General features: G+C 43.2%; 10 protein-coding genes. 8 read left to right on the top strand and 2 right to left on the bottom strand.

Translation table 11 applies throughout. The features are described from left to right. Position 1 precedes the first annotated feature (1 nt). Complete coding sequence (locus BLS59_RS29455; RefSeq protein WP_091157097.1) at positions 2-1,858, top strand: ABC transporter ATP-binding protein; 1,857 nt, start codon at positions 2-4, stop codon at positions 1,856-1,858. A gap of 81 nt (positions 1,859-1,939) precedes the next feature. Here the strand turns inward: BLS59_RS29455 and BLS59_RS29460 are convergent, their stop codons facing one another. Continuing rightward, a complete protein-coding gene (locus BLS59_RS29460) occupies positions 1,940-2,827 on the bottom strand; it encodes a glycosyltransferase (RefSeq protein WP_091157101.1) in 888 nt (295 codons plus the stop codon). Between the two features lie 323 nt (positions 2,828-3,150). Here BLS59_RS29460 and BLS59_RS29465 point away from each other — a divergent pair, with 323 nt between their 5' ends. After that, on the top strand, positions 3,151-4,176 hold the full coding sequence (locus BLS59_RS29465; RefSeq protein ID WP_143014277.1) for a polysaccharide deacetylase family protein: 1,026 nt from the start codon (positions 3,151-3,153) through the stop codon (positions 4,174-4,176). 51 nt (positions 4,177-4,227) lie between these two features. On the opposite strand, the gene BLS59_RS29470 is transcribed toward BLS59_RS29465, so the two are convergent. Beyond that, positions 4,228-4,905 (bottom strand): porin family protein, encoded by a 678-nt coding sequence (locus BLS59_RS29470; protein ID WP_240315381.1) that lies wholly within the window; start codon positions 4,903-4,905, stop codon positions 4,228-4,230. 239 nt (positions 4,906-5,144) lie between these two features. On the opposite strand from BLS59_RS29470, the gene BLS59_RS29475 reads away from it, so the two are divergent. The 6 genes from BLS59_RS29475 (at position 5,145) to BLS59_RS29495 (ending at position 13,038) form a co-directional block, all read left to right on the top strand. Then, positions 5,145-6,911, top strand: coding sequence for a glycoside hydrolase family 3 protein (locus tag BLS59_RS29475; protein WP_091157110.1), 1,767 nt, complete (start codon positions 5,145-5,147; stop codon positions 6,909-6,911). Between the two features lie 182 nt (positions 6,912-7,093). Next, positions 7,094-10,264, top strand: a complete 3,171-nt coding sequence (locus tag BLS59_RS29480; protein WP_091157114.1) for an ATP-dependent helicase — start codon at positions 7,094-7,096, stop codon at positions 10,262-10,264. Positions 10,265-10,537: 273 nt separating this feature from the next. Continuing rightward, entirely contained in the window at positions 10,538-11,884 is a 1,347-nt protein-coding gene (locus BLS59_RS29485) for a M28 family peptidase (protein ID WP_091157118.1), read from the top strand. Between the two features lie 8 nt (positions 11,885-11,892). Next, a complete protein-coding gene (locus tag BLS59_RS29490; RefSeq protein ID WP_091157121.1) occupies positions 11,893-12,447 on the top strand; it encodes a hypothetical protein in 555 nt (184 codons plus the stop codon). 73 nt (positions 12,448-12,520) lie between these two features. Next, the gene (locus BLS59_RS32755) at positions 12,521-12,664 is read left to right on the top strand and encodes a DUF6728 family protein (RefSeq protein WP_394330859.1); all 144 of its coding nucleotides are present in this window, start codon (positions 12,521-12,523) and stop codon (positions 12,662-12,664) included. Next, positions 12,661-13,038: a RidA family protein gene (locus BLS59_RS29495; RefSeq protein WP_091157124.1), complete on the top strand. Its 378-nt coding sequence runs from the start codon at positions 12,661-12,663 to the stop codon at positions 13,036-13,038. The genes BLS59_RS32755 and BLS59_RS29495 overlap by 4 nt, the downstream gene beginning before the upstream one ends. Positions 13,039-13,139 lie beyond the last annotated feature (101 nt).

Below are 13,139 nucleotides of genomic sequence, written 5' to 3' on the forward strand. Positions count from 1 at the left end.
AATGAAAATTTATTTCAGACTACTTTCTTTCGCACGCCCTATAGGGAAATTCGCTGTCCCATACTTTATATTAACCTTTTTATCTATCGTATTTAATACTTTAAATTATGCCTTACTGGCACCTTTATTAACAGCGATTTTCAATCCGACTGAAGTAATTGCTAAACCTGACAACTGGTGGAATCCGGTAAAAGACCTAAACTACCTTGCGCAACAAGCCAATCTTCAATTGGGAACTTCAGGGGCGTTAAAATTTATTTGCGTGGCTATCGTTACCTCAGTGCTTCTTAGCAACGTGTTCAGGTATTTTTCGCAACGGATAATGGAAAACCTGCGTATTTATACCCTGCTGAACCTACGCCGTACCGTATTTAACAATGTAATGAACCTGCACCTGGGCTATTTTAATAATGAGCGCAAAGGTGATATTCTCTCAAAAATATCTGCCGATGTGCAGGTAGTGCAGTTTTCTGTTACTGGTACACTACAGGTAGCTTTTAAAGAGCCTTTTCAACTGTTGTTTTACCTGGGAACCTTATTTGTTATCTCTGTTAAATTAACTTTAGTTTCTATGCTGGTTATCCCGGTTTCAGCCTTCGTAATCTCTAAGATAGTAAAGCGGTTAAAAGAGCAGGCTGCAGAATCGCAGCAAACCTATAGCAATATGATCAGTAATCTTGACGAAGCACTTTCGGGTATTAAGATCATTAAGGCCTTTAACGCTGTGCCGTTTATAAAAGAGAGGTTTGATCACGAAAATCGGGAGTATTCAAGAATTACCCGCGCCATGGCTAAAAGACAGCAGATGGCTTCACCAGTATCTGAATTTTTGGGCGTTTTAATGGTGGCGGGTATTGTATTATACGGCGGCTCTATGATCATTAATCATGACGGTTCATTAACTGCAGCAAACTTTATTCTTTACATAGCTATGTTTTCGCAGATTATGCGCCCGGCTAAAGCGATCTCCGATTCGTTCAGTAATATCCACTCTGGCATAGCCGCCGGCGAACGTGTATTGGCCCTTATTGATGAAAAGCCGGCAATAAATGATGCACCAGATGCCATCACCATAAACGAATTTAATGACAGTGTTAAATTTCAGAATGTATCTTTTGCTTACAAGGATAAACCACTTGTTAACAAAGATGGCAGCATCAGCGAAAGTTTAGATAAGTACGTACTGAAAGATTTGAATATAACTATTCCCAAAGGCAAAACCGTTGCACTTGTTGGTCCTTCGGGTGGTGGTAAATCAACGCTGATGGATCTGCTGCCGCGATTTATTGAGCCACAATCCGGATTCATCTCTGTTGATGGTGTAGATATTAAAGCGGTTACTTCCGAATCGTTAAGGTCATTAATGGGCGTGGTAAACCAGGAGTCGATATTGTTTAACGACACCATATTTAACAACATAGCGTTCGGCAAACCCAATGTAACCCAAGCGCAGGTAGAAGCTGCCGCGCGCATTGCCAATGCCCACAACTTTATAACCGAAACCGACCGTGGCTACCAAACCAATACCGGCGACAGGGGTACCAAACTATCCGGCGGCCAAAGGCAACGAATTTGCATAGCCAGGGCGGTACTCAGCAACCCACCGCTTATGCTGCTTGATGAGGCTACATCTGCATTGGATACCGAATCAGAAAAACTGGTGCAGGATGCGCTGAATAACCTGATGAAGAACCGTACATCGCTTATAATTGCCCACCGTTTAAGCACCATTCAAAATGCCGATATCATTATTGTATTGGAAAAAGGAACCGTTGTAGAACAAGGCACACATACCGAGCTGATGCAAAATAATGGCTTGTACCGCAAGCTGATAGATATGCAAACGTTTAACGATTAATAAATTGGAATAACGGAGGATAGAAAGTAAAAAGCCTGGGTAATACAATTACCCGGGCTTTTTACTTTGCTGCTATTTAACCTATATTTTCTTCAAATTTAAATAGCGCATCACAATATAGTATTGCAGTTTAAAAAACAATTTGGTATCCAGGCGCAGGTAGCGGTTGTTGAAGCGCAGCATTTTAAAGGCGTGGCTTAACGGCAGATTTAATGAGGCCAGGCGTTTAAGAAAATATTTAAAGGTTGCTTTTTCGGAATGTACCACCTGCTCGTGCGACAGGCTTTCACAATTCACTGGGAGTATACTGTTCCACTTTTCATGCAGTTTTAAGGTATCCATCATCCATTTCTGATCAAATTTCCCTTCCGAAAAATGCTCGATCAATACATCGTAGGTAACTGCCACTTTATATTTTTGCCCTACCGACAAAGAGAAATCCAGGTCGTAAACATGAAAGCCGGTAAAGTTTATCTCATCAAACATAAACTCCCGGGCAATTTTCCTGGTGGTACATAGCCAAACGCCGTCAACGCAGGCTACCTGGGTAAGTTTTTCGTTGTTGGGGTTACGGTAAAGGTGTGTTGTTGGCTCGTCTGAATATTTATTGTGTTGAATAAGATTATAGTAATAGCTGTCTGACCCTAAGCCGCCCCATCCGGAAGGAGTCATTGGTTTATAGGCACTCCCTATAACACCCAGTAAACCCAAATCGGGATTTTTTTCGAAACTGTTTAAAATTTTCTTACCCCAATCATTGGTTTTTATAAATATATCCTCGTGCATAAAGCAAACGATATCATATTTGGCTTTTAACAGTCCTTTATTGTAAACTGTACAAATGCCTTGCTGGCCGCCACTGTTATCCGTAGCAATTATTTCGTAGGGTACGCCAATGGTTTCTGCAACGTTTTGGCTTACATTTTTCAGCAAGGTGCTATTGGCCGATGAAATAATAATAGATATCATTATCAGTATTTTTTGTTTTTCTGGTAAAAGGTGATGTTACGGGAATATAACGTACCAACAGTTAAATCAGTGCAATAATTATTCCTAATAACTCTAATACGTGAAAAAAATACAATACGCTACATTTGCACGGTTATATTTTTTTAATTTTTTAAACAGAATTGCGAATGGAGTTTGTTTATTTAAAGCTTTATTTTTTAACCATGAAGGGCATATTTTTTAATTATGTGCCCCATGTCAATTATTAATTGATTGAACTATTGGCAATACAACAAGAACATTTATATTTAAAAGCCGATTTACAACAACGTAACCAACTAATTTTGAAGCAAAGCTCAGATTTTATTCCATGTTATTCTGCCACCAAAATTTATATATTTTGCCCGGCAGGGTTTGCAACGGGAGGGCCCGAAGCATTGCACCAATTAGGGGCCCGCTTAAAAGAATTGGGTTTTAATGCTTTTATGCACTACTACACCACGCCCGATAGTGTAGATGTTGTACACGAAAATTATAAAAAATATGGTGTGCCCGTGACCGATGAACTGGAAAACAAGGCCCAGCACATCATGGTTTTGCCAGAAACCCACTTGCTGCCTATTTTTGAAGACAAGTATCAGTTTATCCGTAAGGCTATTTGGTGGCTTAGCGTAGTTAATTATTACATTACCCAAAACGACTTTGCAGACACTATAAAAGATAGGCCTTTTTTTAAGTTGAGAGCTTATTTTGGCGATTTCAGGCTGGCAACATTCAGAAAGCTGCGCCGGCGTAACGATGTTATAAATATCAGCCATTCGCATTTTTCAAAAGTTCACTTGCTGGAAAACAGAATAAAACCGGTGGGTGCAATATCAGATTATATGAACCATGCTTTTTTTGACCTAGTTAATGAAAGCACGGTAAAAGAAGACCTGATTATTTACAACCCCATAAAAAACGATGAGTTTTTAGCGGAGATCATGAGCCTTACACCAACCCTTAGCTGGATGCCGATACAAGGCATGACACCGGTGCAGGTAGCCGCATTAATGAACCGCGCAAAATTATATATAGATTTTGGCTACCATCCCGGTAAAGAACGGATGCCACGCGAAGCCTGCATTATGCGTTGTAGTATGATAGTGGGTAAAAGTGGTTCGGCCGCCTACCAGGAAGATATGCCTATCCCCGATAAGTACAGGTTTGAAAAAAGCAGGGATCAGATACCCACCATTATTGAACGCATTAATGAATGCCTTAACAATTACGACAGGTTGATAGCCGATTTTGAACCCTATCGTAAAGCGCTGTACCGCGAAGAAGAAGAGTTTACAAACGCCATTAAACGTGTATTTGTGCAGCAATAAAAAAGCCACCCGGTTTAGGGGATGGCTTTCATTGGCATTATATTTCTTTTATTACTGGAATTTAAATCCTAAACCAATTTGCCAAACCTGGTTGCGGTAATCTGGCAGGTATGAATCAGCATACGGATGATTTGCCGATAGGTCGATATTGTAACGGCCCCTTAACTCCACATTTCTGTTCAAGTCAATACTAACGCCTATAACGCCGCTCACCACGTTTTGGTCGCCGCGGTTGTTGTAGCTTTCCTGGTACGAGTTGTTAAAGCCCGTTTCATAGGTGTTTTTTGTTGATGTTAAAAAGTTTAGCTGTGGTCCAATTACTACTGCGAAGCCTGGGGCCAGCCTTAATTTGGCCAACAGTGGTACGTCGATATAATTAGTGCGCTGGGTAAACTTGCCATAATCGGTATTGGCGCTATAGCCCTTTTGCGAAAACAACAGCTCGGGCGCAAATGATAACGGGTACACCAGCGGGATATCCAATGTTAAACCCGCGTTTAGGCCAGCAATGCTACCCGTGCTAAAGTTAGCGTCATAAGCATCAATAGTGTTTGATATATTAAGCCCGGCGGTTAAACCAACTTTAATACGGTAAAAATCGTCATATTGCCTGTTCGATTCATGACGGACAACCCGTTGCGGAGGCCTGCGGTGGGGGCGGTAATACCTTTGTGCGCTGGCCGCGCCGGCAGTGAATAAGCATATCGCTAAAAAAATAATTTTTTTCATTTTTAATGTTTTTTTCGTGTTATAATTTGTTTTTAATAGGTACTCAAGAGGGCTTCGCCGTTTTAATGGTAATGGTTTGTCAGGGACCTTCATGTTTTGTGGTCCATGATTATTGCTTTGTTAGTATGTTTTATATAGGCATAGAGTAAAAATTAAGCCAAAGGTTTATTTACGGTTTGATTTTTGTAAATAATAGCTCAACCGGCCCCCGCTAAAACACATTTATACTACATTTGACCATGCCAAAATTGAATACCCGTTTGTGCCGCACCTTTATTATTGCCCTTAATTTTATTGTAGTGAGTGCTGTTGCTCAAAATCAGCAGCGTAAAATACCCGCCGAAAATTCCGCTGATGCCATCAGGGCACCATACATACAAACATTGGGTAAGCCCAACCATTGGGTAGATTCTGTATACCATAAAATGAGCCGCAGGCAACGGGTGGCCCAACTGATATTTGTAAGGGCGCATACCAATAAAGGACCGCGATACGAAGATTCTGTTGGCAGGATAATAAAGGAACTTGAAGTGGGCGGATTGGTGTTCTTTCAGGGTGGCCCGGGCAGGCAATTAAACCTTATCAATAAATACCAAAAAATAACAAAAGTACCGCTGCTGATAGCAATGGACGGCGAATGGGGATTAGGCATGCGCCTGGACTCGACCATATCATATCCATACCAGATGACGCTTGGTGCCATACAGGATAATACGCTGATCTATAAAATGGGGCAGCAGGTGGCCTATGATTTTAAACGGATTGGGATGCAGCTGAATTTTGGCCCCGATATGGATATCAATAACAACCCCAATAACCCCGTGATCAATTACCGCTCCTTTGGCGATAATATGTATAATGTGGCAAAAAAAGGCATTGCCTATTTTACTGGTATGCAGGCCAGCGGCTTACTAACCACTGCCAAGCATTTCCCCGGGCATGGCGATACCAATGTCGATTCGCACTTCGATCTGCCCTTACTGCCTTACAGTCGTGCCAGACTCGATTCGCTGGAAGAATATCCTTTTCGCGAAGCGGTAAATGCCGGCATCAGTGGGGTAATGATAGCTCACATGAGCATCCCCGCGCTTGATAGTACAAAGAATTTGCCATCTACCCTGTCGCGCCCTATAGTAACCGGTATGTTAAAAGATTCATTACGTTTTAAGGGGCTTGTAGTATCCGACGCTATGGAGATGAAAGGTGTTACCAAATATTTTCCCAATGGCGATGCCGATGTGCGTGCTTTTATAGCCGGTAATGATATCATCGAATTATCGGAGAACTCCGAACGCGCTATAAAGCTCATCCGCAAGGCGGTACGCAGAGGGCAAATAAGTCCTGAGGAATTTGAAGCCAAGGTGAAAAAGGTATTGGCCGCTAAATACTGGGCCGGACTTAATCAATATAAATCCGCTTCGCCGGTAAATTTAAGCGAGGATCTTAACCGCCAGCCGGCAAAAGAACTTGTACAGCAACTGAGCGATGCCTCGGTAACATTAATTAAGGGCGATGCGGCAACTGTTAAGCTCAATCCGTTTTTGAAAACTGCTATCCTCAGTATTGGCGTATCATCGCCAACTGTTTTTCAGCAGGAGGCTGCCAGAAGTTTTCCTAACAGCAAGATATTTATGGTTGATAAAAATACTCCGGCTATCGAACTTAAAAACATACTCGGCTTGCTTAACCAATATCAGCAAATAATAGTAGGTGTACATGATACCCGCCTGCGCCCCCAAAGTAAACTCGATTACACAAGCGACGTAAAACTCATGATAGCCGACCTCGCATCCCGCAAAAACACTGTAATAAGTGTATTTGCTAATGCTTACACCATTGCCGGTCTGCCCGGTATCGAAAAAAGCAACGCCTTGTTAGTATGTTATCAAATGAGTCCCGAACTTCAAAAATCGGCAGTAAAAGTTATAGCCGGTGTGTTAAAACCTACCGGTAAACTGCCGGTTAGTGTAAATACATTTTTTACTACGGGTACGGGGATGCAGTAAGGAGAGATTCTCCATTTTGTCATTCTGAGCGTAGCGAAGAATCTAATATGCGATATAAAAGTTGGCGAATAGATTCTTCGCTACGCTCAGAATGACAACCCACTTTTTTATCTTTATCACAAAAACATTACCTCCGTTCAGGTTGCCATCCCGCCTATCCTTTGCTATATTTACTAAACAATATGCAATCAAACCTTAATAAATATAACGAAAAATTTCAGGCAGCTTTGGCGGGTTTAAACCCCGAACAGTTGGCGGCCGTTAATAAAATGGATGGCCCCGTGCTGGTAGTTGCCGGACCAGGTACGGGCAAAACGCAGATCCTGGCTGCACGCATCGGCAAGATCCTTACAGACACCGATGCCTTAGCCAGCGAAATTTTGTGCCTTACCTATACCGATGCCGGGGCGGTTGCCATGCGCAAGCGCTTGTTTGAGTTTATTGGTCCGGATGCTTACCGCATTAACATATACACGTTTCACGCTTTTTGTAACGAGATCATCCAGGAAAACCTGGAGTACTTTGGCAAGCTAAATCTCGAGTCGCTGTCTGACCTGGAATCGGCCATGCTGTTTCGCGAGTTAGTGGATGATTTTGATAACGACCATTTGCTGAAGCGTTTCACCGGCGATGTTTATTATGATACCAAGCGCCTCAAAGACCTGTTCAGCACCATGAAACGCGAGAACTGGGATGTTGGGATGATAGAGGCGGCCGTGCAGGAATATCTTGATGATATCCCCAATCGCGAGGAGTTTATTTATAAACGCGCCAACGCCAAAACGGGCATTAAAGTAGGCGACCCCAAACAAAAAGATATCGACGCCGCGCACGAGCTCATGAAAAAGCTGGTTGCCGCGGTTCGCGAATACAAAAATTACGATACCAAGATGAAGGCCCGCGGGCGGTATGATTATGACGATATGATCATTTGGGTACTGCGCGCCTTTAGGGATAATGAAGAGATCCTGCGAAAATATCAGGAGCGTTACCAGTATATATTGGTTGATGAATTCCAGGATACCAGCGGCTCGCAAAACGAACTGCTGCGCTTTTTACTGAACTATTGGGATGTTCCTAACGTATTTGTAGTGGGCGATGACGACCAATCCATCTTCAAATTTCAAGGGGCCAACATGAAAAACATCCTTGATTTTGCTACGGATTATGTAGATACCCTGCATACGGTGGTATTAAAGCACAATTACCGCTCAAACCAGCATATTCTTGATATTTCAAAGGCGCTCATCAACAATAATTTTGAAAGGTTAACAAGTCAGCTGAAGCTGGATAAAGACCTCCGTGCATCGCACCAGCGCTTTGCCGAGCTTACGGTTAAACCAACCATCCGCGAGTATGAAAACCCCGACCAGGAACTGGTGGATGTATCGGCACAAATAAAACAACTGATTGATAACGGCACCGAAGCCGGCGAAATTGCAGTGATATACCGTAACCATAGCCAGGTGGAGGAAATGATCAAATACCTCGACAACCAGAAGATAGCAGTAAATACCAAACGCAAGATCGACATCCTTACCCAGCCATTTGGCGAAAAGATCATCAATATTTTACGTTACCTGGCAATGGAGCTCGATTCGCCCTATAGTGGCGATGAACTGTTGTTCGAGATTCTGCACTACGATTTTTTTAGTATTGCACCTATCGAAGTCGCCAAAGCCAGTATAGCGGTATCCAAAGAAAATTACGGCAGCATCAGCAGTAATAAACCCAAAACATCTCTGCGCCGCTACATACATGAAATGCGCGTGCCAGCCCAGCCAGATCTGTTCGACCCCGCCAAAAACGTGGCGATGAAGTACCTCATTAATGATATTGATGAGTTGCTGCAATCGGCGGTGAGTAAAACGCTGCAAGCCTTTTTTCAGGATGTAATAGCCAAAATGGGCATCCTGCGCTATATCATGCAGCAGGCTGATAAAGGCGGCCACATGCAAATGCTCACCAGTTTTTTTGATTTTTTAAAGGACGAAAGCCGCAAAAATCCCGAGATAAAATTATCAGACCTTATTGCCACCATCGAACTGATGAAGAAAAACACCATCAGGCTTGATCTGAACCAGGTGATCTTCAGCGATAACGGCGTAAACTTTTTAACCGCTCACGGCTCCAAAGGACTGGAGTTTGAGCACGTGTTTTTTATAGGCTGTGATAAACGCACCTGGGACAGCAAGGGCCGTAACAGTGGTTTCAGCTACCCCGATACCCTTACCCGTGCAGCATCTGACGATATTGCACAAAAAGAAGAGGGTAGGAGGTTATTTTATGTTGCCATTACCCGCGCCAAACAATGCCTCATGGTATCATACGCAGGGAAGGACAAAAATGGAAAAGCCCAGGAATCGAGCCAGTTTGTGGGCGAGATACTGGCCAGTACCGATCTGGAAGTGCACTATCCAAAAGTTACCGAAGATACCATGCTGGGCTTTTACATGACCCAGTTTAGCGAAGCCGAAAAGCCAAAGGTAGAGCTACTTGATAAAAATTATATTACCCAGTTGCTGCAAAGCTATACGCTGTCGGTAACGCATTTAAATAATTATTTAGATTGCCCGCTGCGGTTTTATTTTCAGTGTTTGATAAGGGTGCCATCGGGCAAAAGTCCATCGGCAACGTTTGGGCAGGCCGTTCACTGGGCGTTGAATAAAACTTACCGGTTGCTTAAAGAGAATAACGACGAGTTTCTATCCACCGAACAATTTATGAACGAGTTTAGGTGGTACATGGGCCGCAACCGCGATTCGTTCACCAAAGATGAATTTAAGCTGCGCGTTGCCTACGGTGAAAAGATACTGCCGCCATACTATGAGCAAAATGTAAACACCTGGAACAAGGTAGCCGTTACCGAGCGCAGCATCAAAAATATTGAGATAAATGGCGTACCTATAAAAGGTAACCTGGACAAAATGGAATTTGATGGCAAGCACGTAACCGTGGTTGATTATAAAACGGGTAAGCTGAAAAATGCCAAAGACAAACTCCTGCGCCCAACCTTTGATGCCCCCATTGGCGGCGACTACTGGCGCCAGGGCGTGTTCTACAAAATATTGGTAGATCATGACCGCACCAACGACTGGGAGGTAGTAAGCACCATCTTCGATTTTGTAGAACCCATAAGCGAAGGCGAGTACCACCGCGAAAAATACGTGATAACCCCTGAGGATATTGAAGTGGTAACCACCCAGATAACCGAAACCTACAAGAAAATTATGGCTCACGATTTTAACACCGGCTGCGGCAAAAAAGAATGCGACTGGTGCCATTTCGTAAAAAGTAATTTTAAACAGGTAGAGGAGATGCTGACAGTGGTGAGCGAGGAAGAGGAAGAGTAAAATTGTAGAGACGTTTAATTCCCCTCTTGAGAGGGGGCGCAGGGGGAAAGAGCGCGAGCAGGGGTGTGTTTATACGTGCGATGAACACACCCCTTCGCCCCTCTCAAGAGGGGAATCGCACTACCCCAGGCTTTTTAATAATCATAATATAAAAATCCCCCTCTTGAGAAGGGGCACGAAGGATGGAGCGATGGCAGGGGTGTGTTACGCAAGCAAAGAAATCATGAAAATCCTTTAATTCCATAAATCAAGGTTCAGACAAATCACCACACTATGAAATACATAAAAACATTAATCCTCCTGTTCATCGCCGCCTCTGCATCGGCGCAAACCATCATTAAGCCCGATGCAAACATTAAGCAAATGGTTGATGAGGTATCGTCAAAAAACATTGAGGCAACTATTCGCAAGCTGGTAACTTTTAAAAGCAGGCATACCCTTAGCGATACCAGCAGCAAAACAACCGGGAGCGGTGCGGCCCGCAACTGGATAAAGGGCGAAATGGAAAAATATGCCAAAGAATCAAACGGACGCATGACCGTTCAGTTTGATACGTTTACGCAGCCAAAGGGTACCCGTATTGATAAACCTGTAAAACTCAAAAACGTACTGGCCATACTAAAAGGTACCGACCCAACCGACACCCGCGTTTACCTGGTATCTGGTCATTATGATTCGCGTATTAATGATGTGATGGATGCCAACGGTACAGAACCGGGTGCCAATGATGATGCATCGGGCACGGCGCTTTCTATGGAACTGGCAAGAGTGATGGCTAAGCGGAGTTTCCCGGCTACCATTATTTTTGCTACCGTAGTTGGTGAGGAGCAGGGTTTGTATGGTTCAACCAATGTAGCCAAACGCGCCAAAGCCGAAAAATGGAACATAGATGCCATGCTCAATAACGATATTGTAGGCAACACCCACGGCATGGAAACCGACCTGAAAGATAACCGCAGCGTACGTGTTTTTAGCGATGGTGTAGCTACCGATGCTACGGATAAACAGGTTGCCGCGCTTAAATCATTGGGCGGCGAAAACGATAGTCCATCACGCGAACTGGCCCGTTATGCCAAGGAAACCGGCGAACGTTATGTAGATCAACTGGATGTTAAACTCATTTACCGCCGCGACCGCTACCTGCGCGGCGGCGATCATTTGCCGTTTTTAGAGCAGGGTTTTACCGCCGTTAGGTTTACGGAGATGAATGAGGATTTTAACCGCCAGCACCAGAACATCCGCACCGAAAATGGCGTTGACTATGGCGATCTGCCCGATTTTGTTGATTTTAACTATGTGCAAAAAGTGGCGCGCATGAATCTTTCCGTGCTGGCAAACCTGGCATCGGCACCGGGTCGCCCGCAAAATGTGGGTATAGTAACCAGCGACCTCACCAATAAAACAAAGCTTACCTGGGAAGTTCCGGCCATCGGCAAAAAACCTGCCGGTTACTATGTGCTTATGCGCGAAACTACCAGCCCCTACTGGGAAAAGAAGTTTTACGTAACCGATACCACAACAACGCTGGCTTATTCAAAGGACAATTACTTTTTCGCCGTGCAATCGGTAGATGCCGATGGGCACGAAAGTTTGCCGGTGTTTCCAAAACCGGTAAGATAAAAGCAGATATGCAACAGAGTATTATTTTTAATTTTATAGCAAGGGCTATTTTCAATGGGACGTTTATAATCGCCCTGTGTGTTATCGTTGTCGCGCTCTTCAAGATTAAATTGCATAAAATTAATAAGGCTATATTAGTTAGTAGTGTCAATACGTTATTGCTCTCAGGGGCGATGATTTACGTGTTGATGTGGTTAACGGAAATTTTTAAAGCCTATTTTTGGGAAGGTGATTATGAACAAATTACATTTACCAATCTTTTTTTTGGATCATATTGGTGGGCTGCGCTTGCATTGTTGGCTAAGAGCATACTTTTACCTCAAATTTTGTGGATTAGGAAACTTCGCCACTCCTTTATTTCAACAATAGTAATAATTTCCTTTTGGCTACTAATTGATATTTTGGCCGTATTGTCCTACGGGTTGTCTGATACATTTCAAAAGTTTAATTGGAAAGCATATGCGGTGGAATTGGTTTTTTACGCATTGATTTTAACAGGGCTATATTATATTTTGGAAAGGAGAATAGCGTTGCAATTGTCCGATTCGAATATTAAAAATTAACATAGGCAATTGAAAATTTAAAAGTCTCCCCTTTAGGGGAGATTTAGAGGGGCTTTTTTATTAGTTTTGTATTATGTATTTCTTCAGAAAAAAAGATCCTAACCGGCCAACCAATTTTAACCTGCGGGCAATGCATATTATAAATGCCATTGCCATAACTATGTTTTTGGCAGGGATAATTTATAAACTGATCCAAGTGTTCATACTCAAAAAATAATGGAAATAATAAACACCACTAACGCGCCTGCACCTATCGGGCCATATAGCCAGGCAACTGTTGCCGGTAATTTTGTATTTGTTTCGGGTCAGATACCCCTTAACCCTGCTACCGGCGAACTGGTAACCACAGGCATTAAAGATGAAGCTGTACTGGTAATGGAAAACATAAAAGCCATTTTAACCGAAGCGGGCATAGGCTTTGAAAACATTGTAAAAACCAGCATCTTTTTAACCGATTTAGGGAATTTCGGTCAGGTGAATGAAGTATACGGCACCTATTTCACAGCTAACTTCCCCGCCCGTGAAACCGTCCAGGTATCTGCATTGCCAAAAGGCGTTAATGTAGAGATCTCGGTGATAGCGGTAAAGTAAGAGCCTCACCCCGGCCCTCTTCAAAGGAGAGGGAGATGAAATATTGAAACTATCAAAAACAATCGCGCAAATCAAAAGTCCTTTCCTTTGGAGAGGATTTA

The sequence above is a fragment of the Mucilaginibacter pineti genome (assembly GCF_900101875.1).
Taxonomy (GTDB): Bacteria; Bacteroidota; Bacteroidia; order Sphingobacteriales; family Sphingobacteriaceae; genus Mucilaginibacter; species Mucilaginibacter pineti.